Genomic DNA, 23732 nt, shown 5'->3' on the forward strand with positions numbered 1-23732 from the left:
AGGGCCGCCTAGAGCGGAATCTCCTGGACGGTGCCATCGTGCCACGTGACGGTCGCCGCCACGGGGTCGTAGACGGGCGGTGGGGGTGCGGGGGCCGCCGAGAGGGTCACCACGCACGCGAAGACGGACTCCGGCTCCCCGCACTCGCCCTCCAGGCAGGGGACCAGCGCGTCCGGGCCGAAGACGGTGCCCTCGGGGGACTTCAGGACCGAGGAGCGGGTGAAGCCATGCAGGGGGAGGAGGGCGCTGCTCAGTTCCTCTCCTGCCGTCTCGGGAAGGGCCCAGCCGGTCTGGCGGACCACCGTGCCCGAGGGGGCGGTGACCCGGTGGAGCCGTACCTCGTGCGGGCCGCGCACCATGCTGACGCTCTCGATCAGCGTCGAGGGCGTGGGACGGCAGGACGAGGCGGCCCAGCCGGGTCCGGCGCCGAGCGGGGTGATGGGTCCCCGCGAGGTCGTCTCGCCGTCGATCACCAGGGCGACGTGGTTGTCGGCGGGGGTGCTCGGGCCCGTGCGGGTGGAGTAGGCCAGGCGCTGGTAGAGCGGGTCGTCGGGGCCGCCGCCCGGAGGCTGGTGGTCGCTGCCGTGGTTGACCAGCCTGACCAGGCCGTCGGCCGCGGTCGAGTGGACCAGCAGCCCGGGGCCGGGCAGGCCGATCGCCTGGTCGGCGCGTTCGACGGGGCCCGGTTCCTCCACCTCGGTCCAGGCGGGGTGGTCGGCGGGCAGGAGGAGGCCGAGGAAACCCTTCGAGGCCCAGTACGGCGAGGCCGAGCCCGAGTATGGCTGCAGCGAGGGCTCGTGCTGGCCGTACCAGCCGAGCGTGAGCAGGCCCTGAGGGGACAGCGCCCTGCCGTCGGCGAGGAAGTGCCTGAGCGCGCCGCTGGCCAGGCGGCGGGCCGTCCCGGGAGAGTAGGGAGAGACGCCGAGCAGCTCGCCCGCCCACACCGGCGCGGCGGCGGCGAAGCGGTAGATGACCGACCTGCCGTGGTAGACCGGGGCGCCGTTGGCGTCGAAGGCGGAGCCGTAGTTGCTCAGGAACGCGCGCAGCCGCGTGGCGTACGGCTCGACGGGCCCGCCGAGGTAGGCGTGGACGGCCGGGTAGAGGTGCATGGCCCAGCCGTTGTAGTGGTCGAAGTCGCGCCCATCGCCGTCGCGGTACCAGCCGTCGCCCTCGTACCAGCGTTCGATCCTGTTCAGGCCGCGCTCGATCGCGCCCTCGTCGTCGAGGCCGAGGTCGTGGAAGAAGCCCGCGCCGGCGACGGGGAACAGGTGCCAGTTGTTGTCCACGGGCTTGTGGCGCAGCGTCCCGCGCAGCCACTCCAGCGTCCGCTCCTGAACCTCGGCGGGCAGCCTGTCCCAGAGCTGGGCGCGCGTCAGCCGGAGGCCGATGGCGATGGAAGCGGCCTCGACCATGGGCTGGAAGCGGTCCTTGATCTCCGGCCAGGCGCCGAGGGGGCCGGTCGCGAGCCCTTCGGCGTACGGCTGGAGCGCCGCGGGGTCGCCGCCGCCCGCCACTCTGAAGGCCGCCAGCAGGAACGTACGGGCATATCCCTCGAGTCCGTCACAGTCGGACCAGCTGGCCCTTCCGGGCAAAGTGATCAACGAGTGATCGGGTGAGCGATACGGTTCGACCGCCGACAGCAGGGCGTCGGCGGCGGCCTCCCAGTGCGCGCGCGTCCACCCGGTGTACGGGCTGAGCGATCGGTCTTCAGGCGGAAGGGCGAACATGCGGGCTCCGGGGGATGATCGAACGAAACAATACGTTCACAGCCGAAACCTACAGCGCTAGGATCGCAGGCGTCGAGTGTTAGGAGTCCCCCTTGTTCGTCGAGCAACGCCACGAGCTCATCCTCCGAGAGGTGCGCGAACGCGGATCCGTGCGGCTGGCCGACCTGGTCGACCGGCTCGGCGTCTCGATGGTCACCCTGCGCAGAGATGTCGAGCACCTGGCGGGTCAGGGGCTGGTCACCAGGGTGCACGGCGGCGTCACGCTGCCCCCTGAGACAGCTGCCGACAGCCGTCCCGTGAGCGATCGCTCGCTCACGATCGGCATGCTGGTGCCCTCGGCCACCTACTACTACCCCACGGTCATCAAGGCCGCCCGTGACCAGGCGCAACGCCTTGGCGCGCGGCTCGTGCTCGGCGTCTCCCGCTACGACGACGAGGAGGATCGCAAGCAGGTGGGGCAGCTGATCGCGGGCGGGGTCGAGGGGCTGCTGCTCACGACGAGCAGACAGCCCGACGAGTCGCACGTGGCGTGGCTCGCGGAGCTCGGGGTGCCTGCCGTCCTGGTGGAGCGGATCGCCGAGCTGGGCGGACCGGCCTCGTTCATGGACGCGGCCGCCTCCCACCACGCGCACGGCGCCTTCCTCGGCACCAGGCACCTGGCCGAGCTGGGCCATCGCAGGGTGGCGATGGTGAGCCGCGACAGCCCGACCGCGCCGCGGGTGCGTCACGGCTTCGTGTCGGCGGTGCGCGACCTGGGGCTCGAGACGCCCGGCGAGTTCGGCGTGGAGCAGGACGGGCCGTCGGACGAGCAGGTCGCGCAGGTGGTCAGGGCCATCGGCGACGGCTCGGTGACCGGGCTGCTCGTGCACAACGACGAGGACGCGCTCCTGCTGGTGCAGCATCTGCGCCTGGCCGGCGTGCGGATCCCGCGTGACGTCTCGATCGTGGCCTACGACGACGAGGTGGCCGCGCTCAGCGATCCGCCGCTCACCGCGGTCGCCCCGCCCAAGGCCGCGGTCGGGCGGCGCGCCGTTGACCTGCTGGTTCAGCGCATCGAGCAGGGCTCGTCGGCGGCCGCCCAGCACGTGGCGCTGCTGCCCGAGCTCAGGGTGCGCGAATCCACGGCGAAGCGTGGCTGAATGTTTTGCGTTCATTTCGTTACTGATCGATATCTAGACAAGTCTTTGTTTTTGAGCGAATGATGCTCTAGCGATCGGAAGCGATGAGGAGCAATCATGGAACGCAAGCGCGCCGCCGCCGGCATCGCCGGGATGCTGGCCGGTATCACCCTGCTCGCGGCCTGTGGGGGCGGCGACAGCGAACCTACGGCCCCCGCGGCCGAGGCGGGCAAGCCCGCGGAGGTCACCTTCTGGGGCTGGGCCAAGGGCACGCAGGAGGTCGTCGACGCCTTCAACAAGTCGCACAAGGACATCCAGATCAAGTTCGAGGAGATCCCCTCGGGCAACGCGGGCGGCTACGCGAAGTTCTCCAACGCCGTGAAGGCGGGCAACGCCCCCGACGTGATGTCCATCGAGTACCCGCAGCTTCCCGACTTCGTGAACCAGGGCGCGCTGCAGGACATCACCGCCGAGGTCGCCGACGTCAAGGGCAAGTACCCCGCCAGCGTCTTCAGCCTCGTCGAGCTCGGCGGCAAGACCTGGTCGGTGCCCATGGACGCGGCGCCGCAGGTCTTCTTCTACCGCAAGGACCTGTTCGAGAAGAACAAGATCGAGGTCCCGAAGACCTGGGACGACTTCAAGGCCGCCGCCGAGAAGGTCAAGAAGGCCGACGACAAGGCGCGCATCGCCACCTTCTTCCCCGACGACCCGAGCGTCATCGCCGCCCTCGCCTGGCAGGCGGGCGGCAAGTGGTTCGGCACCGAGGGTGACGCGTGGAAGGTCTCCATCAACGACGAGGCCACCAAGAAGGTCGCCGACTACTGGCAGGGCCTGGTCAAGGACGACCTCGTCAAGGTGCAGCCCTCCTTCAGCCAGGAGTGGAACGCCGCGTTCGAGGACGACACGCTCTGGGGCTACGTCGGCGCCAACTGGGGCGCGGGCGTCATGAAGGGCAACCACGCGGGCCAGTCCGGCAAGTGGGCCATCGCGCCGGTCCCGAACTGGGGCACCCCGGCCAGCGGCATGCTCGGCGGCACCACCTTCGGCGTCGCCAAGAACAGCAAGAACGTCAAGGCGGCCGTCGAGGTCATCAAGTGGCTGACCGGCTCCCCCGAGGCGTGGACGGCCCGCCTCTCCTCCGGCACCTCCAGCGGCTTCCCCGCGATCGCGGACCTGGTGCCGGTGGCGGCCAAGAGCTTCGACGCGTCCTTCTACGGCGGCCAGGACATCTACGCCCTCTTCACCGAGGCCTACGGGACCATCCAGCCGGGCTGGACGTGGGGACCGAGCATGGTGCAGACGCTCACCTCCTTCAAGGACGCCCTCGGCAAGGTGAGCACCGGCGGCACCACGCTGCCCGAGGTGCTGGAGACCGTGCAGACGGCGACGGTGAACGAGATCAAGGGGCGCGGGCTGAACGTGGCCCAGCCGTAGGACTGAGGTTCTCTGGGCGAAGAACGCGGCCCTCTCCGTCGGGCGGGGGCCGGGGTTCTTCGGAAAAGGGGAGCGGTCCTCTCCGTCGGATGCGGGTTGAGGTTCTCCGGGTGAGGGTCGCTCTGTCGAGGGTTCTCCGAGGAGCGCGGCACCCCCGGCAGGGCGTGGGTCGAGGAGACGGTGCGGTACGGCGGGCCGTACCAGATCGGAGAGATGGAGATGACAGCAGACACACAGGCGCGCGCCCCAGGGGAGGACTGGCGCAGGCGGGGAGCGATCCTGCTCTTCGTCGGCCCGTTCTTCGCCCTGTTCGCCGCGGTCATCGTGGCTCCCCTGGCCTACGCGGTCTACCTGAGCCTGTTCAGCGAGAAGTCGTCGGGGCTCGGCTTCGGCGGCGCCGAGACGGTCTTCGTCGGGCTCGGCAACTACCTCGACACGCTCGCGGACCGGGCCTTCACCGACGGCTTCCTGATCATCCTCGGTTACTGCCTGTTCTACATCCCGCTGATGATCGGCGGCGCGCTCGGCCTGGCCCTGCTGCTGGACTCGGGCCTGGCCAGGGCGAAGAAGTTCTTCCAGCTGGCGCTGTTCATGCCGCACATCGTGCCGGGCGTGATCGCCGGCCTGATCTGGCTCTACCTGTACCTGCCCGGCATCAGCCCCATCGTGGACCTGCTGGGCGGGGTCAACTTCCTCGGCGGCGACCAGGTGCTCGGCTCGGTGGTCAACATCGCGCTGTGGGAGTGGGTCGGCTACAACATGATCATCTACTTCGCCGCCCTGCAGGCCATCCCGGCCGAGGTGCTGGAGGCGGCGAGGATGGACGGCGCGGGCGCGATCAGGACCGCCCTGTCGGTGAAGGTGCCGCTGATCCGCGGCGCGGTGATCACCACGGTGCTGTTCACGATCATCGGCTCGCTGCAGCTGTTCACCGAGCCCATGGTGCTCGACAACGTCAGCGACGGCATCGTCAGCACCTGGACGCCGAACATGTACGCCTACAACGAGGCCTTCGGAAACAACGACTACGGCCAGGCGGGCGCGGCCTCGATCATCCTCGCGCTGCTGGCCGCCGTGCTCTCCTACGTCGTCACCAGGTGGGGTAACCGTCGATGAAGTGGATGTCCCGCGCGACGGTCAACGTCCTGCTGATCGTCGCCACCCTCTACACGCTGCTGCCGCTGACGTGGCTGCTGTTCGCCTCGACCAAGTCGCTGTCGGACCTCTACTCCACGCCGGGCTTCGCCTTCGGCGACTTCAACCTGATCGCCAACATCCGGGCGGTCAGCGCGGAGAACGGCGGGATCTTCTTCCGCTGGTACCTGAACAGCGTCCTGTACGCGGGCGTGGGCGCGGCGGTGAGCTCCTTCATCACCGTCATGTGCGGCTACGCCTTCGACAAGTACCAGTGGTTCGGCAAGGAGAAGATGTTCGGCCTGGTGCTGCTCGGCGTGCTGGTGCCGACCACCGCCACGGCGCTGCCGCTGTACCTGCTGGCCTCGAAGGTCGGCGTGGTCAACACCTTCTGGGCGGTCTTCATCCCGGTGCTGGTCCACCCCTTCGGGGTCTATCTGGCGCGCGTCCTGTCCTCGGGTTACGTGCCGATGGAAGTCCTGGAGGCGGCCAGGTCGGACGGCGCGGGCGAGATCCGCACCTTCACGAGGGTCGCGCTGCCGATGTTGATGCCGGCCTACGTGACGATCTTCCTGTTCCAGTTCACCGCGATCTGGAACAACTTCTTCCTGCCCCTCGTGATGCTCAACGACCAGCGGCTGTACCCGCTCAGCCTCGGTCTGTTCACCTGGGAGAAGCAGGGCAACGCCTTCCCCGAGTTCCACAGCCTGGTGATCACCGGATCGCTGCTGTCGGTGGTGCCGCTGCTGGTGGTCTTCATGTCGCTGCAGCGCTTCTGGAAGGCCGGGATGACGGCGGGCAGCGTCAAGTGAACGAGTTTTCGGGGGAGACCGTGAGAAGGCCGAAGACCCTTGTCGCCATGGGCAGGGAGGTGGCCGCAAGGCTGCTGAACCCCCAGTCCAGGAGCCGCCTGGCGATGATCGCCGACGTCGATCCCGACGTGGTGGTCGACGACTTCGCGGAGGCGGACCTGTCGGGGGTGGAGGTGCTGTACACCTCGTGGGGCTGCCCGCCGGTGACCGCCGAGGTCCTGGCAAGGGCGCCGAGGCTGCGCGCGATCGTGCACGCGGCCGGGTCGGTGAAGCACCACGTGACCGACGCGGTGTGGCAGCGCGGCATCGCGGTCTCCACCGCCGCCGACGCCAACGCCGGACCGGTCGCGGAGTTCACGCTCGCGTCGATCCTCTACGCCAACAAGCGGGTGATCGACATCGCCCGCGCGTACAGGTCGGGGCGGGAGGACCAGAACTGGGACGCCCGTTTCCCCGGGTTCGGCAACTACCGCCGTACGGTCGGGATCGTCGGCGCCTCCAGGATCGGCCGCAGGGTGATCGAGCTGCTGCGCCCCTTCGACCTGGAGGTGCTGGTCAGCGACCCCTACCTGCGTGAGGACCTGGGCGTGGCCAGGGTGGACCTGGACGAGCTGGTCGCCCGCTGCGACGTGGTCAGCCTGCACGCGCCCGACCTGCCCGAGACCCACCACCTCATGAACGCCGCCCGCCTGGCCGGGATGCGCGACGGCGCCACCCTGATCAACACCGCCCGCGCCGCCCTGGTCGACCAGGAGGCGCTGACCGCCGAGCTGGTCGCGGGGCGGCTCTGCGCGATCCTCGACCACACCGAGCCGGAGATCCTGCCGGCCGCCTCACCCCTCTACGACCTGCCGAACGTCCTGGTCACCCCGCACATCGCCGGGTCGCTCGGCGGTGAGCTGGCCAGGATGGCCGACCTCGCGCTCGACGAACTGGCCCGCTACGCGCGCGGCCTGCCGTTCGAGCACGGCGTGGAACCCGCGAGCCTGTCCCGCTCAGCCTGACACCTGCCCGTCCGACACCTGCCCGTCCGACACCTGCCCGTCCGACACCCGTCCGTCTGACACCTGCCCGGAGGCACCCCCCATGCTCCGACGTGCCCTGCTGTTAACGGTCGCCGCGGCGTCCGCCCTCTCGATGGCGGCCGTGCCGGCCGTCGCCGACCCCACCGGGCCCGCAGCGCCTGCCGAGTCCACAACGCCTGCCGAGTCCACAACGCCTGCCGAGTCCACAACGCCCGCCGCCCCTCCGGCCACGACGCAGAGCGCCGCCGACTTCGCCGAGCCGGAGCGGCGCTACCGCGACCTGCTGACCGGCGGCGCGGACGTGGATCCCGCCGACCCCGCCTACGCCGCCGCGCTGGCCCGTCTCGACGCCGACGCCGACGCCAACCTCGCCACCCTCACCCCGACCGGCTGGGCCGACCTGCAGGGCACCGACGGCAGCACCGTGCACGCCATCGCGCTGCGCCTGCAGACCATCTCGCTGGCCTACGCCACCGTGGGATCGAAGAGGTACGGCGACGCCGCCACCGCCGAGGCCGTGGTGCGGGCGCTGACCTGGATGCACGCCGAGCGCTACCGCCCCGGCAAGCCGGAGACGGGCAACTGGTACGGCTGGGAGATCGGCGCGCCGAACTACCTGCTGCACAACCTGGTCCTGCTCGGCGCCGCCGTACCCGCCGAGTTGAGGGCGGGACTGCTCGGCGCGATCGGCCACTTCGTGCCCGACCCCGCCAGGCGCAAGGTCTCGGGCGTGCCCGAGGTCGGCGGCAACCTCGCCGACAAGGTCTCCATCACCGTACGGCGCGGCCTGCTCTCGGGCGACGCCGCGGTCACGACGATGGGCCGCGACAAGCTCGGCCCGGTCTTCGACCACGTCTCCAGCGGCGACGGCTGGTACCCCGACGGCTCGCTCATCCAGCACTTCTACTTCGCCTACACAGGCGGCTACGGCAACGCCCTGCTCGGCAGCACCGCGACCGTGTTCGCGCTGCTCGGCGGCACGCCGTGGGATCTGACCGACCCGGACAGGGGCAACGTCACCCGCTGGATCTTCGACGGCTTCGAGCCGGTCATGTTCCGCGGGCAGATGCTCGCCAACGTGCGCGGCCGCGGCATCTCCAGGCCGCACGACAACGACTACTCGGTGGCGCGCTCGGCGCTGGCCGCCATGACCGTGCTGGCCCAGGCCGCCTCGCCGGAGGACAGGCGGCGCATCGCCGCGCTGGTCGCCGAGCACGCAGCCAGCGGCGGCTTCTACGAAACCGCTACCGTCGGGCAGATCGCCCTGGCCAGGCGGCTGACCAGCGGCGTCGCCCCGCGTGGCGACCTGACGCTCACCAAGGTCTACGCGGGCATGGACCGCTTCGTCCACCACCGCCCCGGCTACGCCTTCACGATCGCGGGACGCAGCAGCCGCGTCGGCGCCTACGAGGCGGGCAACAACGAGAACCTCAGGGGCTGGTACACCGGCGACGGCATGACCATGCTCTACAACGCCGACAGGACGCAGTACTCCGACGGCTTCTGGCCCACCGTCGACTCCTACCGCCTGCCGGGCGTCACCAACGCCACCCGGGAGAGCTACCCGCGCACGGCGAAGGACACCGCCTGGTACGGCTTCCGCCAGAGCGACCCCCATACCGGCGGCGTCGCGCTGGGCGACCTGTCGGCCTTCGGCATGCGGACCCAGGCCGAACGTGACTACCACACCAAGCAGCCCATCGACCTGACCGCGCGCAAGTCGTGGTTCACCTTCGGCGACACGATCGTGGCGCTCGGCGCCGACATCACCGCCTCCAACGTCGCCGCCCAGACGACCGTGGAGAACCGGATGAACCCCGGCGAGGTGCGGACGGGCGAGGGCTGGATGCACATCGAGGGAACGGGCGGCTACCTGTTCCCCGAGGGGATGCCGCAGACCAGGCGCGAGAGCCGTACCGGCAGGTGGTCGGAGATCGGTGTGCACCCCTCCGACGAGATCACCCGCGAGTACCAGACGGTCTGGTTCGACCACGGCGCCGCGCCGCGTCAGGCCTCCTACGCCTACTACGTGCTGCCGGGCAGGAGCGCCGAGGAGACCGCCGAGCTGGCCGCCAGGCCGCAGGTGCGCGTCGCCGACAACACCGCGCAGGTGCAGTCGGCGATCGAGGAGCACGGCGTCAACTCCAGGCTCGCCGCCACCTTCTGGGACTGCGCCACCGCCGCCGGCACGGTCAGGGCGTACGGCCCCGCCGAGGTCGCGCTGCGCCAGGAGGGCTCGACGCTGGAGGTGGCCGTCGCGGATCCGACCTGGCGGCAGAGCCAGACCCTGGTCGAGATCGCCCGCACCGGCGCGCAGCTGCTCAGCGCCGATCCGAGGGTCACGGTGCTGTCCACCTCGCCCACCATCAGGCTGGCGATCGACACGTCCGGGGCGCTCGGGGTGGCGGCGACCGTACAGGTCAAGGTGAAGCCGACCGCGCGGCCCGCGCTGGCGGGGGCCGGCTGCGAGGGCAGCAAGGTGCGGCCCGACGCCGACGCCTACGTGCGCGGCGGCGCCTACGCGAGCAGGAACTTCAACGGGCAGGGCCTGGTCGCCAAGACGGTCGCCGACGAGAGCTACGCCAGGCAGTCCTTCCTGCGCTTCGCCAGGCCCGCGGGTGAGGTGAGCCTCGCCAGGCTGTGGCTGCGCGGCGCGATCGCCGACGCGGGCGGCACGAGCACCACGCTCACCCTCTACGAGGTGCCCGGCGACTGGGCGGAGTCGACGCTCACCTGGGCCACCAGGCCCGCCCTCGGCAAGCCGGTCGGCACCGTGACCGTCACGGGCTCCACCGCCGCCTGGTACGCCATCGACCTCACCGCCCACCTGCGCGCGGGTGGCTCGACCAGCTTCGCGCTGGCAGGCCCGCCAGGCGTGACCACCACTCTCGCCGCCCAGTTCGCCGACAGGGAGATCCCCAGCGGCGCGCCCTACCTGCAGGTGTTCTGAATCCCCTTCGAGAGAGAGAACATGCGCACCAAACGACGACTGGCTCTGGTCGGGGCGCTTGTCGCCCTGAGCGGAGGACTGGCGGCGCCCGCCTACGCCGCCCCCGCCCGCAACTTCTTCGTCGACTGCCAGGCCCCTGACGGCGGTTCGGGTCGCGACGCCTCGGCGCCGCTCAACAGCCTCGCCGCGGTCAACGCCATCGAGCTCAGGGCCAAGGACAAGGTCAAGTTCAAGACGGGCACGGTCTGCGTCGGCCGTCTGGAGCCGATCGGCTCGGGCACCGCCGACCACCCGATCACCTTCACCTCCTACGGCGAGGGCCCCAAGCCGATCATCCAGGGCGACGGCGGCGAGTGGGCCGTCCACCTGGTCGACAACAGCCACCTCACCATCGAGAAGCTGCACGTCACCAACCCCGCGGCGACGACCGCCAAGCGGACCGGCATCCAGTACAACTCGACCACCCCCGAGCCCAAGGCCGGGCTCGTCCTGCGCGACCTGGAGATCTCCGACGTCGCCGGCTGGGGCAACAAGACGGGCGCCAACTCCTCCTGGTTCGCCTACTCCGCCGGCATCAGCATCCAGGCGCTGCCCGAGGGCAAGGTCGGCTACATCGACGGCGTCACCGTCACCGGCAACTACATCCACGACACCGGCGGCGGCGGCATCAAGATCAGCCGCAAGGGCACCGACTACCACAAGAACGTCTACATCGCCCGCAACACCATCCGGGCGGTCGGCGGCGACGGCATCGTCGTGCACGCCTCGGAACGGCCGCTGATCGAGCACAACCTGTTCGACGAGGGCGGCGCGGGCAAGTACCCCTACGTCGACGGCAACTTCGCCGGCATGTGGCCGATCAACTCGGTCGACCCCGTCTTCCAGTACAACGAGGTCACCAGGCAGCGGCCGACGATCTACGACTCCACGGCGTGGGACTGCGACGGCGGCATCAAGGGCTCCTGCGTCTACCAGTACAACTACTCCCACGACAACGCCGGAGGGTTCTACCTGGGCTGCCAGAGCTGCACCGAGTTCCCGAACTACAAGGCGACGGCCATCCTGCGCTTCAACATCGCCCAGGACGACTGCCGCATCGCGGGCAACGCCGCGGGCGACAACACCAGCCCGCTGTGGATCCACAACAACACCTTCTTCTGCTCCTCGCAGAAGGTGGAGTGGGCGGTGCCGACCGGCAGGTCCACGATCGCCAACAACATCATCTACGCGCCCTCAGGCACCCTGCCGCAGGCCGCGGGCATCAATTACGACTCCAACCTCTACTACGGCGGCGTGAGCGCGCCCGCCTCCGACGCCAGGGCGATCACCGCCGACCCGGGCCTGGCCGCTCCCGGCACCGCCACGGGCTACGGCGACGTCGACGGCTACAAGCTGCTGGCCGGCTCTCCCGCCCTGGGTTCTGGCTCCCTCGTCGAGGGCGTGGGCGAGCGCGACTACTTCGGCAACCCGGTCTCCGGCACCGTCTCGCGCGGCGCCTACAACGGGCCCGCCGTCCCGCCGGTCGTCCACGACTCGATCGAGAAGGCCTACAACAACGTCGGCGTCAGCTCCGACCACAACCCCAACACCGGCGGCTTCTCCACCTCGGGGCGCAGCTACTCGGGCCAGGGGCTGGAGAAGGCGGGCCTGGTGCCCGGCCGGACCGTGAACGTGCTCGGCGCCGACTTCGTGTGGCACCCCCGCGCGTACGGCTGGACCGACAACGTCAAGGCCGCGGGCCAGACGATCAGGCTGCAGGGCCAGGGCGCCAAGCTGGTGTTCATGGGCGCGGGCGCCTTCAAGGTCAGGTCGGGCGACTTCACCGTCACCTACACCGACGGCACGAAGGAGACCAGGACCGTCCTGTTCGGCGACCAGTGGGACGCCACCGCCCCCGAGGGCGGCGTCGTGGTGGCGCGCGCGAGCTACCACAACCGCACCCAGACCCACTACCGGAACCCGGCCACCGGGCAGACGACCGAGTCGGGCGTGTCGGTGTTCGGCTACGCGGTGCCGCTCGACCCGGCCAAGACCGTCGCCACGGTGACGTTCCCGCAGGGCAGCCCGCTGGCCGACGCGGGGTTCCACGTCTTCGACATGAAGATCGCGAGCTGATCCGATGAGGCGCACCACACCCGTGGCGTGGATCGGCGCGGTGACCGTGACCGCACTCCTGGTCCTGGGTGTGGTGCTGCTCGCCGGCGGCCCGCCCGCCGGCGAGCCCGAGGGCCTGTCCGCCGCCGCTCCGGTCGCGGAGGTCCTGGCGGTCAGGCCCGGCGACACCGTCACCACCCTCGACGGGGAGCCCGTGACGGGGGCCGAGGTGCTGCGCGCGGCCGAGACCGTCCGCGCCTCGGTCATCTCCACCTTCACCGGGTACGGCACGCCGCTCGGCCCCGGCTTCTGGGACCGTCCCCACACCGCCGGCACGCCTCGCCAGCGGCTGCGGCGGGAGGCGGTCGGCGTGGCCGTCCTCGACAAGGCCAGAAGGCTCTGGGCGCGGGAGGCGGGGCTGCTGGCGGACGTCAGCGAGCAGGGCTTCCAGCGGGAGCTCGCGCAGGAGAACAGGAAGCGGGCCGAGGCGGCGGCGGCCGGCCGGCCGCTGCCGGGCGTGCCCTCCTACGACCAGTACACCTACGCGCGGGTGCGCGCCGCCGAGCTCGACTCGGCGCTCAGCAAGATCCACGCGGCCGGCCTCGACCTGTCGGACGCGCGGCTGCGGGAGCACTACGAGGTCATGGCGGGCGAGAACCCGCCGCCGTTCGAGCAGGCTCGCGACAACGTACGGCAGGCGCTGGTCATTCGGGAGTACGAGAGAGCGCTGCGGTCCCGCGCTGGGTACTCTGATCTACAGGTACATGGGGGACTGGATCCAGGCGCGCATCGTTGATTCAGGACGGCTACCGCTGTTCTGCTTCTTCGTCGCGCTCATCGTCACCTTCGTCGCCACGCGCATCAACGTCAGGCTCATCCGGGCCAAGATCGGCTGGTTCCGCAACGTCAGCGTCGGCGAGATGCACATCCACCACGTGGTCTTCGGCGTGGTGCTCATGCTGGTCGGCGGGGTCAGCGGCCTCGTGACGTCGGGCTCGGCGGTCGCCGCCGCCGTCTTCGGGATCGGCGCGGCCCTCGTGCTGGACGAGTTCGCGCTCATCCTCCACCTGCACGACGTCTACTGGGAGGAGGAGGGGCGCACCTCGGTCGACGCGGTCTTCGTCGCCATCGCGGTCACCGGCCTGCTGCTGATCGGCCTGCGCCCGCTGACCTGGGAGTTCGGCGGGTTCGCGCCCTGGTGGCTGCTGCTCGGCAACCTGATGCTCGCGGTGGTCACACTGCTCAAGGGCAAGATCTGGACAGGTCTGGTCGGCCTGTTCCTGCCGCCGCTGCTGATCGTCGGCGCGGTACGGCTGGCCAGGCCGGGCTCGCCGTGGGCCCACTGGTTCTTCGCCACCAGGTCGCCACGCAAGATGGCCACGGCGCTGCGCCGCGAGGAGCGCTGGAGACGGCCGGTGATCAGGGCCAAGATCTCCGTCCAGGAGTTCGTCTCCGGGCGCCACGACCTTCCCTCGACGCGGAAGCGGCGTGGCCATAATTGAGGTCATGAGCCTGTTCCCGCCCTTCCAGGCGCGGCTCGTCGAGGCGACGGAGGACGTGCGGATCCGGCACGGCCTGCTGCTGGCGGGCGGATACGCGCTGCGCGCCCACGGGCTGGCCGGTCGGCCGAGCCACGACCTCGTCTTCGCGACGGCGGCGCAGACGCCGATGCCCGAGATCGCCGCGGACGTGGCCGCCGCGCTGGACGCCTTCGCCGTGAGCGTGCGCGAGGTCGGCGAGCGCATGGCGCTGCTGGTCGTGACGGACGAGGCCGGCGGTCAGCGGTGCGGGTTCGAACTGCTCAGGGAGGCGCTGCGGAACCGGCCCGTGTGGCTGGCGGGCTGCCAAGTCGTCGGGCAGGACGACGCGGTCGGGCTCAAGGTGCGCGCCCTCCACGGCCGCGGCCTGCCCAAGGACTTCGTCGACGTCGCCGGGTTCGCCGGCCTCTACTCCTTCCGCGAACTCGAGCGCCTCGGCGCCGCGCACGAGGAGCAGTGGGGGCTGGCGGAGCTCGTGCACCGGCTGGAGAGCGTCGACCTGCTGGCCGACGAGGCCTTCCAGGTCGACGAGGACCGCCTGCACGACATCAGGCGCTTCGCCTACGCGTGGGTGGAGGAGATCAAGCTTCGCCGCGCCGACGACGGTGACGCCGAGCGCGACGATCCCGACGTCCCCGCCGTGGACTGAACCGTTTCCCGTCAACCATAGTTGACATACTTAGGTCGTCAATCTAGGTTGACGGGTGCGGATTCCGTGCGCTCGCACGTTCCGAATATCGGGGAAACGTGGGTGTTCTCCCCGAGTGCGAGCGGCCGGGCCGTCACGCACGATGTCAAGGTGATGCGGACGGAGACAGAGTGAACGGCGAGTCATCTATCAAGCTCCTGGCGGCCTACATCAAGCCGCACAGGGGCATTCTGGTCGCAGGCGGCCTGCTCGGGCTGGTCGGCTCGGCCGCGGGTCTCGCGATGCCGTTATTGGCGAAGTATGTAGTGGACGCCTTCGGCGCGAACCAGTCCATGGCCGGGCCGCTGATCGGGCTGACGATCGCCGTGCTCGTCGGCGCGGTCGTCTCCGCCTGCGGCACCTACCTGATGGAGCGCACCGGCGAGGGCATCGTGCTCGGCGCCAGGCGCAGGCTCGTCGACAGGATGCTCAGGCTGCGGGTCGCCGACGTCGACCGGCTCAAGCCGGGCGACCTGCTGTCGAGGGTCACGGGCGACACGACGCTGCTGCGGTCGGTGCTGACCAACGGCATCGTCGACTCGGTCAGCGCGGTCTTCATGCTCGTCGGCGCGATCGTCATGATGGCGCTGATGGACGGCGTGCTGCTGCTGGTCACCCTGCTGGTCGTGGTGGTGATCGGCGGCATGACGGCGCTGGTCATGCCGCGCATCCAGCGGGCACAGCACCAGGCCCAGGAGGCCGTCGGCGAGATGGGCGCGGTGCTCGACCGGGCGCTGCAGGCCTACCGCACGGTCAAGGCGAGCGGCGCGGAGGAGCGCGAGGTCGAGATCGTCGGGGCGGCCGCCGTACGGGCCAGGGACAGGGGGCTCCAGGTCGCCGGCTGGACCTCGCTGGCAGGCGTCTCGACCTGGATGGCGGTGCAGATCGCCTTCCTCTGCGTGCTGGCCGTCGGCGGCGCGCGGGTCGCCTCGGGCGCGCTGGAGGTCTCCGGCCTGATCGCCTTCCTGCTCTACCTGTTCTACCTGGTCGCCCCCATCGGGCAGCTGGTCGAGGGCGCGGTGCAGCTGCAGAACGGCCTGGCCGCGCTCAAGCGCATCCGCGAGATCGAGGACCTGCCGGGCGAGCCGGTCAGTCCCGCCGCGCCCGTCGGCAGCGACCCCGTGGGCGTGCGGTTCGAGGACGTGGTGTTCAGGTACGGCGACGACCGCGCGCCCGTCCATGACGGCGTGAGCTTCGAGGTCCCGCCCGGCGGGCTCACCGCGCTGGTCGGGCCGTCGGGCGCGGGCAAGTCCACGGTGTTCGCGCTGATCGAGCGCTTCTACGAGCACCAGGACGGACTGATCGAGGTCGGCGGCAGGGATGTTCGCGACTGGCCGCTCGGCGAGCTGCGGGCCGCGCTCGGCTACGTGGAGCAGGACGCGCCGGTGCTGGCGGGGACGCTGCGCGAGAACCTCCTGTTCGCCGCGCCCGACGCCACCGAGGAGGACCTGCGCAGGGCGCTGACGCGCACCAGGCTCGACGACCTGGTCGCCGGTCTCCCCGAGGGGCTGGAGACGGCGGTCGGTCACCGCGGCGTGCTGCTGTCCGGCGGCGAGCGGCAGCGCGTGGCGATCGCCAGGGCGCTGCTGCGCAAGCCGCGCCTGCTGCTGCTCGACGAGGCCACGTCACAGCTGGACGCGGTCAACGAGCTGCGGCTGCGCGAGGTCATCGCCGAGGTGGCGGCCGAGACCACGGTGCTGGTGATCGCGCATCGCCTCTCGACGGTCACCAACGCGGACCGGATCGTGGTCATGGAGTCGGGCGGCGTGCGCGCCGTGGGAACCCACGACGAGCTGGTGGGCAGCGACGAGCTCTACCGCGAGCTGGCCGCCACGCAGTTCCTCGTCTCCTGATCTCCTGATCTCCCCTGACAGTGCTTTGCTACGTTTGTCCCTCATGGGAGTCAAACGAGTGGCAAAGATTGGTATGGCGGGACTGTTGCTGGCGGGCTCGGCCGTGGCGCTCACCGGCGGCCCCGCGCAGGCCGCGGCCGGCCAGTGCGCGGGCAGCCGGATCGAGCACCTCGCGGTGAAGTCCCACTCCGGCACGGTCAAGGGCTACCTGAACATCTATTACGACGCCCGCACCGGGTACAACTGCGCGCGGCTCGACTCCGCGGGCGCGTACTGGGGCAAGCGCAAGACCATGGCGGTCACGCTGCACACCTGTAAGAACAAGACGCCGGACTACTTCGCCTGCAAGCCGATCGAGGTCGTGAAGGACGAAGGCAGGTACGCCAAGTACGCGGGCCCGGTGAAGCTGTACGGCAGGAACCGCTGCATCTCCGCCTCGGCCGTCATCGAGCCTGGCAACGACGAGGCGGTCCGCGTGACGCCCAGCTTCCACTGCTGACGACCGCTGACCGGTTGACGATCGACGCCGTACGGCTTGCGTGAACCCCGCGCAGGCCGTACGGCCGCTGGAGACTCCCCTGTCATGCCTCCAGATGCCGTCGTTGTCGGACCTACGTGAACGCCCCCTCAAGGCGGATCAAGTCCAGCATTCGCCCGGCGACGTGTCATGCAGTTTCAGCCTCAGCCGAATGACGCAGCTGAAGTGCCGCATTTCGGGCCGCAATCAATGGCCTGTTCAGATTTTTGCAAGCGCCCGCCGCAAGACTGCGCGACATGGCGGGTGGCATACTGCGCATCATCTTCACCGCTGACGATCTCGCGCGCGTGCGCGTGGCCGCCAGGGCGGACCCGATGTGGGAGATGGTCGCCAGCCTGCACCGCTTCCAGGCCGGCGACGGCGGCGCGGTGATAGCCGGGTGGCGGCGCAGGGCGCGCGCCCGCCTGGCCGAGGCGGGGCTGCTGCGCGACGTGCGCAGGCTGCTGGTGCCGCTGGCGCCGCGCGCGGCCTACTTTCCCGACTTCCTCACCCCGAGCGAGGCCCTGTTGGGCACCGACGAGGGCATCCAGGCCATCATCGACACGCCGCGCACCAGGGTGCAGCGCGAGCTCGACCTGCTGCGCGCCCGGCACGGCCTGCCCGCGCACCTGGAGAGCCTGGCCCGCGACGCGACGGCCATGCGCAGGGTGGCGACGGTCGCGGCCGGGTATCTCCAGGTCGCGCTCGGCGAGCACTGGTCCGAGGTGGAGCGGGCGGTCAGCCAGGACAGGGGCACCCGCGTCCGCCATCTGGCCGACGGCGGCGTCGAGGCCATGCTGACCGGGCTCTCGCCCGGCATGCGCTGGCGCGCTCCGGTGCTGGAGATCGACTACCCGGCGGGTGGCAGGGAGCTGCGGCTGCGCGGGCGCGGGCTGACCCTCATCCCCTCGTACTTCTGCAGGACGGCCCCGGTCACGCTCGCCGACCCGAGCCTGCCGCCGGTGCTGGTCTATCCGGTGCCGCGCAAGGGCGTCCCGGGACGGGCGCGCGCCGGTGACGCGCTGGGCGAGCTGCTGGGCAGGACGCGGGCCGAGGTGCTCCGGTGCGTCGCGCTGGCGCCGGGCTGCAGCACGACGGAGCTGGCCAGACGGGCGGGCGTGCCCGCGTCGAGCGCCAGCGAGCACGCCCGGGTCCTGCGGCAGGCGGGCCTGATCGCCAGCACCCGGCACGCCAACCTCATGCTCCACCAGGTGACGGAGTCAGGCGACGGCCTCCTCCGCGGCGCCCGCTGACCCTCGGTCCACCCGTGCCCCGTGCCTTTGGGTGGGCGGGCGCTCGATGTACTCTTCGAGTGACATAGATGAATATGTTCATTCAGGAGGGATCAGGCATGAGCCGCACCGTGCGCGCGCCGCGAGGCGCCACGCTCACCGCCAAGGGCTGGCCGCAGGAGGCCGCGCTCCGGATGCTCCAGAACAACCTGGACCCGGAAGTCGCCGAGCACCCCGAGCAACTGGTCGTCTACGGCGGTTCGGGCAAGGCCGCGCGTGACTGGCCCTCGTTCGACGCGCTCGTCCGCACGCTCACCACGCTGGAGGGCGACGAGACACTGCTGGTGCAGTCCGGCCGTCCCGTGGGCGTGTTCCGCACGCACGAGTGGGCCCCGCGCGTCCTCATCGCCAACTCCAACCTCGTCCCCGACTGGGCGAACTGGGAGGAGTTCCGCCGGCTGGAGGCCGCGGGCCTGACGATGTACGGCCAGATGACGGCCGGCTCCTGGATCTACATCGGCACGCAGGGCATCCTGCAGGGCACCTACGAGACCTTCGCGGCCGTGGCGGAGAAGAAGTTCGGCGGCTCCCTGGCCGGCACCATCACGCTGACGGCCGGGCTCGGCGGCATGGGCGGCGCGCAGCCGCTGGCCGTCACCATGAACGGCGGCGTCGCGATCTGCGTCGACTGCGATCCGCGCAGCGTCAAGCGCCGCATCGAGCACAAGTACCTCGACGTCGAGGCCAAGGACCTGGACGAGGCGCTCCGCCTGGCCTACGAGGCGCGCGACCAGCGCAGGCCGCTGTCCATCGGCGTGGTCGCCAACGCGGCCGAGGCCGTACCGGACCTGCTGGCGCGGGGCGCCGAGATCGACATCGTGACCGACCAGACGTCGGCGCACGACCCGCTGATGTACCTGCCGCTCGGGGTGGCCTTCGAGGACATGGCCACCGAGCGCGACAAGGACCCCGCCGCCTTCACCACCAGGGCGCGCGAGTCGATGGCCAGGCACGTCGAGGCGATGGTCGGGTTCAAGGACGCAGGGGCCGAGGTCTTCGACTACGGCAACTCCATCCGCGGCGAGGCCCAGCTGGCCGGCTACACGCGGGCCTTCGACTTCCCCGGCTTCGTGCCCGCCTACATCAGGCCGCTGTTCTGCGAGGGCAAGGGGCCGTTCCGCTGGGCCGCGCTCTCCGGCGACCCGGCCGACATCGCGGCGACCGACAGGGCCGTCCTCGAGCTCTTCCCCGACAACGAGCCGCTGGCCAGGTGGATCCGCATGGCGGGGGAGAAGGTGCACTTCCAGGGGCTGCCCGCGCGCATCTGCTGGCTCGGCTACGGCGAGCGGCACCTGGCGGGCGAGCGGTTCAACGACATGGTGGCCTCGGGCGAGCTCCAGGCGCCGGTCGTGATCGGGCGCGACCACCTCGACTGCGGCTCGGTGGCCTCGCCGTACAGGGAGACCGAGGGGATGGCCGACGGGTCGGACGCGATCGCGGACTGGCCGCTGCTCAACGCGATGCTGAACACGGCGTCGGGCGCGGCGTGGGTGTCCATCCACCACGGCGGCGGCGTGGGCATCGGGCGCTCGATCCACGCCGGGCAGGTGACCGTGGCCGACGGCACCGCGCTGGCCGGCGAGAAGCTCAACAGGGTGCTCACCAACGACCCGGGCACCGGGGTCATGCGGCACGTCGACGCGGGCTACGACGAGGCGGCCGCGGTGGCCGACTCCCGTGGGGTCCGCATCCCGATGCGGGAGTCCTGACGGGTCTCGGCAGGCGAGACGGTCGCCCGGTGAGGGAAGGGGCGCCGGTCCGGAGGTGTTGGAGGTGACGTGAGGGACGGAATTGAAAGCCTGCTCGACGGGAGAAGGCTGTCGCCCGTGCAGCGTCGCATCGCGCACTACCTGTCCGATCACCTGGACGAGGCGATCTTCCTGTCCAGCGTGGAGCTGGCCGAGCGGGCGGGCGTGAGCCAGCCGTCGGTGACCAGGTTCGCGATGGTGCTCGGCTTCGGCGGCTATCCCGAGCTCAGGCAGGCGCTCCGCCCTCTCGTGCTGGGCGGCCGGCCGGAGGGCGGCAGCCTGCTCAAGGGCGCCATCGACGACGAGATCCGCAACCTCACGCTCATCCGCGAGCGCCTGGCCGGGCTGCCGCTCAAGGAGCTCGGCGAGTCGCTCGCGGCCACCGAGCCGCTGCCCGTCCTCGGGCTGCGGGTCTCGTCGGGCCTGGCCACGACCTTCGCCTACTACGCCAGGCGCATCCACCCCGACGTCCGCCTGCTCGTGCATGGCGGCTCCGAGCTGGTCGACGGCCTGCACGCGGCGCGCAGGGCGGGCGCGGAGTGGCTGGTGGCGGTGGTGCTGCCGAGGTATCCGGCCGAGGCCGTGCAGGCGCTCGACTACGCGGGCAGGATCGGCCTCCGCACGGCCGTGATCACCGACCGGCCAGGCTTCCCCGCCGACATCGTGCTGGACGCGCCGGTGGGGGAGCGGCTGGTGTTCGACTCGCACGCGGCGCCGCTGGCCCTCGCCATGGCGCTGGTGGAGGCGATGGCCGACGCGGCGCCGCTGCGGACGCAGGCCAGGCTGGAGGAGTACGAGCGGATGACGGAGGAGACGGGGACGTTCCTAACCGGCGAGCCTGCGTAGGGAGCGAACCGACCAGGTCACGGTGAGCGCGGCCAGGGCGAGCATGACGCCGAAGGCCACCGGGATGGAAGAGTCGGTCAGGACGCCGGCGAACAGCGACCTGCCCGCCTCGACCGGGTGGTAGAAGGGCGTGAACCAGGCGACCCGCTCCAGCCAGTCGGGACCGAGTGCCATCGGGAGCAGCGCGCCCGACAGCAGCATCAGGGGGAGCGCGAAGAACTGCATGATCTGCCCCATCGCGTTCTCGTCGCGCAGGCTGAGCGCCAGGCCGTACGCCACGCCGGAGGAGAACAGACCGGTCACGCCCAGGAGCAGCAGCATGAGCACCAGCGCCGCCGGGCTGACGCGCAGGCCCATGACGATGGCGATGAGGATGAACGCGAGCGACTGGATCATGAGGGCGACCACGTCGCGCAGCATCCTGCCGAGCACGATCGCCGGGCGCCAGGCGGGACTGACCGCGATGCGCTCGAGCACGCCGCTGCGGATCTCGTAGATCGTGCCGTAGGCGACGCCCATCGAGCCGAACAGCGCGGTGATCACCAGCATGCCCGGCGCGAAGGAGACCAGCGCCTTGCCGAAGTCGCCGCCGAAGGCCATGCCCGCGTAGAGCGGGGCGAACAGCAGCAGGTACATCACCGGCTGCATGATGCCGAACAGCGGCCAGACCGGGTTGCGCAGGGTGTTCCTGACCTCGTGGCCGAAGAACAGCGAGGTGTCGCGGATCATGCGGCGGCTCCGGTGTCGCGGAGGGAACGGCCGGTCTTGGCCAGGAAGACGTCGTCGAGCGTGGCCCGCTCCATGGTGATCGAGCGCAGCGAGAGCCCGTCGGCTTCCAGCGTGCGCAGGAGCGACGGCAGGGCGTGCTCGCCGTCGTCGACGTAGACCCGCAGCACGTCCTCGTCGACACGGGTCTGTGCCACGAGCGGCGCGAGGACCTCGGCGGCCCGCTCCAGGCCGTCGAGCCTGAGCGTGACCACGTCGCCCGAGACCGAGCGCTTGAGCTCGGCGGGGGTGCCCTCGGCGACGACCACGCCGTGGTCGACGATCGCCAGGCGGTCGCAGAGCGCGTCGGCCTCCTCCAGGTAGTGGGTGCTGAGCAGGACACTCGTGCCCTGTTCGCGCAGCTCCTTGATGCGGTCCCAGAGGTTGGCGCGGTTCTGCGGGTCGAGCCCCGTGGTCGGCTCGTCGAGGAAGAGCAGCGGGGGCGTGTGGACCAGGCCGAGGGCGATGGCGACGCGGCGCTTCTGCCCGCCCGAGAGCGTACGGCCGGGCCGGTCGGCGATGTCGGACAGGTCGAACTTCTTGAGGATCTCCTCGGCCGCCTTCGCGGGGTCGGGCACGCCGTAGATCTTGGCGGCGAAGACGACCTGGGCGCGAGGGGTGTTCTGCTCCTCCACGCCGCCCGCCTGGCTCACGTACCCGAGCTTGCGGCGGATCTGGGCCGGCTCCTTGACCAGGTCGTGGCCGGCGATCACGGCGGTGCCGGCGTCGGGGGCGATGAGGGTGGCCAGCATGCGGATCGTGGTGGTCTTGCCCGCCCCGTTGGGGCCGAGGACGCCGTAGATCTCGCCGCTCTTCACCTCGAGATCGACGCCCTTGACCGCCTCGACGGTCTGGGTGCCCTTTCTGCTCTTGGTGGTGAAGCTCTTCTTTAACCCTTGAGCACTGATGATCATCAGGGGAGGTCTCCTTCTTCGACCTTCTTGGCGGCCTCCTCCACCCAGGCGAGCTGGGCGGCGAGCATGCCGCTGCTGAGGCGCAGGTTCTCGTCGATGTGGCGGGGCGCGCCGAAGGCCTGCTTGGCGCCGAGCGCCCGGTCGAGCATGGCGATCGACCGTTTGAGCTCCTCGGACCTGAACCGGAGGGCGCCGATCAGATGGGCCCGGTCCATCCTGTCCATGAACGTCATGGCCACCTGGAAGGGATCGACGATCGGCCCGATCTCGTACCACAGCGACATGAGCAGGCGATGGAACTCGAAGCGCCCGGTGTCGTTGATGGCGTAGACGGTCTTGCCGCCCTTGCTGCTCTCGACGACGTCGAGCAGCCCTTCCTCGGCCATCTTGCCGAGGCCGTGGTAGATCGAGCCGAAGGCGACGTTGGCCCAGTTGTCCGCGCCCATGGTTTCGAGGCGACGCCGTACCTGGTAGCCGTTGAGCGGCTCGTCGAGCAGAGTGCCGAGGATCAGAACCCGCGTTGTTGACACCACTCAAGTTTGTATTCAAATTTGAATGTCTGTCAATCGTCCTAGGGTGGTCGCATGAAGACGGCACTGATCACAGGAGCGTCCAGAGGCGTCGGCGAGGCGATCGCGCGAGCGCTGGCTCCCACCCATCGGCTGATCCTCGGCGGGCGCGACCGGGCCGTGCTCGACAAGGTGGCCGCCGACCTTCCCGACGCCACGGCGTGGCCGGTGGAGCTGTCGGAGGTCACGGCGGCCGACGTGGCCGGCCTCGAATCCCTGGACGTGCTCGTGCACAGCGCGGGAGTGGTCACCCTGGGCGCCATCGCCGACACGCCCGCCGAGGTGTGGCGGCGGACCATGGAGATCAACGTGGTCGCGGTGGCCGAGCTGACCCGCCTGCTGCTTCCCGCCCTGCGCGCGGCGGGCGGGCACGTGGTGCTCATCAACTCCGGCGCCGGCCAGCGGGCCAACCCGGGCTGGGTCTCCTATGCGGCCAGCAAGTTCGCCCTGCGCGCCTTCGCCGACGGGCTGCGCCTGGAGGAGCCCTCGCTCAGGGTGACCAGCGTCTACCCCGGGCGCGTCGCCACCGACATGCAGCGCGGCGTCCGGGCGCAGGAGGGCGGGGAGTTCGAGCCGTCGAAGTACCTGGAGCCCGAGACCGTGGCGCGGGCCGTGCTGGCCGCCGTGACGGCGGGCCCCGACGCCCACCTGACCGAGCTCACCCTCCGCCCGAGCGAGGGACCCGTCTCCTAGACCTCGGCATGCTGG

20 protein-coding genes are annotated in these 23732 nt (G+C 70.6%); 16 read left to right on the forward strand and 4 right to left on the reverse strand.

The genetic code is table 11. The features are described from left to right. Positions 1 to 8 precede the first annotated feature (8 nt). Positions 9 to 1727, reverse strand: a complete 1719-nt coding sequence (locus H4W81_RS44955) for a DUF2264 domain-containing protein (protein ID WP_192780377.1) — start codon at positions 1725 to 1727, stop codon at positions 9 to 11. Positions 1728 to 1819: 92 nt separating this feature from the next. On the opposite strand from H4W81_RS44955, the gene H4W81_RS44960 reads away from it, so the two are divergent. The 15 genes from H4W81_RS44960 (at position 1820) to H4W81_RS45030 (ending at position 20776) form a co-directional block, all read left to right on the forward strand. Next, entirely contained in the window at positions 1820 to 2866 is a 1047-nt protein-coding gene (locus H4W81_RS44960) for a substrate-binding domain-containing protein (protein WP_192780378.1), read from the forward strand. A 96-nt stretch (positions 2867 to 2962) separates the two neighbouring features. Then, positions 2963 to 4279 carry an ABC transporter substrate-binding protein gene (locus H4W81_RS44965; RefSeq protein WP_192780379.1) on the forward strand — a complete coding sequence of 439 codons (1317 nt, stop codon included), beginning with the start codon at positions 2963 to 2965 and terminating at the stop codon, positions 4277 to 4279. Between the two features lie 219 nt (positions 4280 to 4498). Further along, the gene (locus tag H4W81_RS44970) at positions 4499 to 5395 is read left to right on the forward strand and encodes a carbohydrate ABC transporter permease (RefSeq protein ID WP_192780380.1); all 897 of its coding nucleotides are present in this window, start codon (positions 4499 to 4501) and stop codon (positions 5393 to 5395) included. Further along, positions 5392 to 6225, forward strand: coding sequence for a carbohydrate ABC transporter permease (locus tag H4W81_RS44975; protein ID WP_225959089.1), 834 nt, complete (start codon positions 5392 to 5394; stop codon positions 6223 to 6225). The genes H4W81_RS44970 and H4W81_RS44975 overlap by 4 nt, the downstream gene beginning before the upstream one ends. A 20-nt stretch (positions 6226 to 6245) precedes the next feature. After that, on the forward strand, positions 6246 to 7229 hold the full coding sequence (locus H4W81_RS44980; protein WP_318782466.1) for a hydroxyacid dehydrogenase: 984 nt from the start codon (positions 6246 to 6248) through the stop codon (positions 7227 to 7229). An 82-nt stretch (positions 7230 to 7311) separates the two neighbouring features. After that, the gene (locus H4W81_RS44985; protein ID WP_192780381.1) at positions 7312 to 10200 is read left to right on the forward strand and encodes a polysaccharide lyase family 8 super-sandwich domain-containing protein; all 2889 of its coding nucleotides are present in this window, start codon (positions 7312 to 7314) and stop codon (positions 10198 to 10200) included. A 21-nt stretch (positions 10201 to 10221) separates the two neighbouring features. Continuing rightward, a complete protein-coding gene (locus tag H4W81_RS44990; RefSeq protein WP_192780382.1) occupies positions 10222 to 12315 on the forward strand; it encodes a right-handed parallel beta-helix repeat-containing protein in 2094 nt (697 codons plus the stop codon). Between the two features lie 4 nt (positions 12316 to 12319). Beyond that, positions 12320 to 13090: a hypothetical protein gene (locus tag H4W81_RS44995; RefSeq protein ID WP_192780383.1), complete on the forward strand. Its 771-nt coding sequence runs from the start codon at positions 12320 to 12322 to the stop codon at positions 13088 to 13090. Beyond that, positions 13059 to 13796 (forward strand): hypothetical protein, encoded by a 738-nt coding sequence (locus H4W81_RS45000; RefSeq protein WP_192780384.1) that lies wholly within the window; start codon positions 13059 to 13061, stop codon positions 13794 to 13796. The genes H4W81_RS44995 and H4W81_RS45000 overlap by 32 nt, the downstream gene beginning before the upstream one ends. Before the next feature lie 4 nt (positions 13797 to 13800). Continuing rightward, the gene (locus tag H4W81_RS45005) at positions 13801 to 14481 is read left to right on the forward strand and encodes a hypothetical protein (RefSeq protein WP_192780385.1); all 681 of its coding nucleotides are present in this window, start codon (positions 13801 to 13803) and stop codon (positions 14479 to 14481) included. Between the two features lie 170 nt (positions 14482 to 14651). Beyond that, complete coding sequence (locus H4W81_RS45010; RefSeq protein WP_192780386.1) at positions 14652 to 16373, forward strand: ABC transporter ATP-binding protein; 1722 nt, start codon at positions 14652 to 14654, stop codon at positions 16371 to 16373. A 58-nt stretch (positions 16374 to 16431) separates the two neighbouring features. After that, entirely contained in the window at positions 16432 to 16872 is a 441-nt protein-coding gene (locus H4W81_RS45015) for a hypothetical protein (RefSeq protein ID WP_192780387.1), read from the forward strand. Between the two features lie 275 nt (positions 16873 to 17147). Continuing rightward, entirely contained in the window at positions 17148 to 18143 is a 996-nt protein-coding gene (locus H4W81_RS45020; protein ID WP_192780388.1) for a winged helix-turn-helix domain-containing protein, read from the forward strand. 98 nt (positions 18144 to 18241) lie between these two features. Next, entirely contained in the window at positions 18242 to 19891 is a 1650-nt protein-coding gene (gene hutU / locus H4W81_RS45025) for a urocanate hydratase (protein ID WP_192780389.1), read from the forward strand. 69 nt (positions 19892 to 19960) lie between these two features. Then, the gene (locus H4W81_RS45030) at positions 19961 to 20776 is read left to right on the forward strand and encodes a MurR/RpiR family transcriptional regulator (protein WP_192780390.1); all 816 of its coding nucleotides are present in this window, start codon (positions 19961 to 19963) and stop codon (positions 20774 to 20776) included. On the opposite strand, the gene H4W81_RS45035 is transcribed toward H4W81_RS45030, so the two are convergent. From H4W81_RS45035 to H4W81_RS45045, 3 genes are read right to left on the reverse strand one after another with little or no spacing between them, the layout of a single operon-like run. Then, positions 20756 to 21505 carry an ABC transporter permease gene (locus tag H4W81_RS45035; protein WP_192780391.1) on the reverse strand — a complete coding sequence of 250 codons (750 nt, stop codon included), beginning with the start codon at positions 21503 to 21505 and terminating at the stop codon, positions 20756 to 20758. The genes H4W81_RS45030 and H4W81_RS45035 overlap by 21 nt on opposite strands. After that, positions 21502 to 22455 (reverse strand): ATP-binding cassette domain-containing protein, encoded by a 954-nt coding sequence (locus tag H4W81_RS45040; protein WP_225959090.1) that lies wholly within the window; start codon positions 22453 to 22455, stop codon positions 21502 to 21504. Before H4W81_RS45040 ends, H4W81_RS45035 begins: the two co-directional genes overlap by 4 nt. Further along, positions 22455 to 22985 (reverse strand): PadR family transcriptional regulator, encoded by a 531-nt coding sequence (locus H4W81_RS45045; RefSeq protein WP_192780392.1) that lies wholly within the window; start codon positions 22983 to 22985, stop codon positions 22455 to 22457. The genes H4W81_RS45040 and H4W81_RS45045 overlap by 1 nt, the downstream gene beginning before the upstream one ends. 54 nt (positions 22986 to 23039) lie before the next feature. Between H4W81_RS45045 and H4W81_RS45050 the strand changes: the two genes are divergently transcribed. After that, positions 23040 to 23717: an SDR family oxidoreductase gene (locus H4W81_RS45050; RefSeq protein WP_192780393.1), complete on the forward strand. Its 678-nt coding sequence runs from the start codon at positions 23040 to 23042 to the stop codon at positions 23715 to 23717. Positions 23718 to 23732: the final 15 nt, after the last annotated feature.

Source organism: Nonomuraea africana, assembly GCF_014873535.1.
Classification (GTDB): Bacteria; Actinomycetota; Actinomycetes; order Streptosporangiales; family Streptosporangiaceae; genus Nonomuraea; species Nonomuraea africana.

What these genes read in the sequence shown, in the direction of transcription:
- H4W81_RS44995 (WP_192780383.1), top strand. Translation starts at nt 12,320, where the DNA reads ATGAGGCGCACCACACCCGTGGCGTGGATCGGCGCGGTGACCGTGACC.
- H4W81_RS44990 (WP_192780382.1), top strand. Translation starts at nt 10,222, where the DNA reads ATGCGCACCAAACGACGACTGGCTCTGGTCGGGGCGCTTGTCGCCCTG.
- H4W81_RS45040 (WP_225959090.1), bottom strand. Translation starts at nt 22,455, where the DNA reads ATGATCATCAGTGCTCAAGGGTTAAAGAAGAGCTTCACCACCAAGAGC.
- hutU (WP_192780389.1), top strand. Translation starts at nt 18,242, where the DNA reads ATGAGCCGCACCGTGCGCGCGCCGCGAGGCGCCACGCTCACCGCCAAG.
- H4W81_RS45035 (WP_192780391.1), bottom strand. Translation starts at nt 21,505, where the DNA reads ATGATCCGCGACACCTCGCTGTTCTTCGGCCACGAGGTCAGGAACACC.
- H4W81_RS44985 (WP_192780381.1), top strand. Translation starts at nt 7,312, where the DNA reads ATGCTCCGACGTGCCCTGCTGTTAACGGTCGCCGCGGCGTCCGCCCTC.
- H4W81_RS45050 (WP_192780393.1), top strand. Translation starts at nt 23,040, where the DNA reads ATGAAGACGGCACTGATCACAGGAGCGTCCAGAGGCGTCGGCGAGGCG.
- H4W81_RS44965 (WP_192780379.1), top strand. Translation starts at nt 2,963, where the DNA reads ATGGAACGCAAGCGCGCCGCCGCCGGCATCGCCGGGATGCTGGCCGGT.
- H4W81_RS44955 (WP_192780377.1), bottom strand. Translation starts at nt 1,727, where the DNA reads ATGTTCGCCCTTCCGCCTGAAGACCGATCGCTCAGCCCGTACACCGGG.
- H4W81_RS45000 (WP_192780384.1), top strand. Translation starts at nt 13,059, where the DNA reads ATGGGGGACTGGATCCAGGCGCGCATCGTTGATTCAGGACGGCTACCG.
- H4W81_RS44970 (WP_192780380.1), top strand. Translation starts at nt 4,499, where the DNA reads ATGACAGCAGACACACAGGCGCGCGCCCCAGGGGAGGACTGGCGCAGG.
- H4W81_RS45020 (WP_192780388.1), top strand. Translation starts at nt 17,148, where the DNA reads ATGGCGGGTGGCATACTGCGCATCATCTTCACCGCTGACGATCTCGCG.
- H4W81_RS45005 (WP_192780385.1), top strand. Translation starts at nt 13,801, where the DNA reads ATGAGCCTGTTCCCGCCCTTCCAGGCGCGGCTCGTCGAGGCGACGGAG.
- H4W81_RS44975 (WP_225959089.1), top strand. Translation starts at nt 5,392, where the DNA reads ATGAAGTGGATGTCCCGCGCGACGGTCAACGTCCTGCTGATCGTCGCC.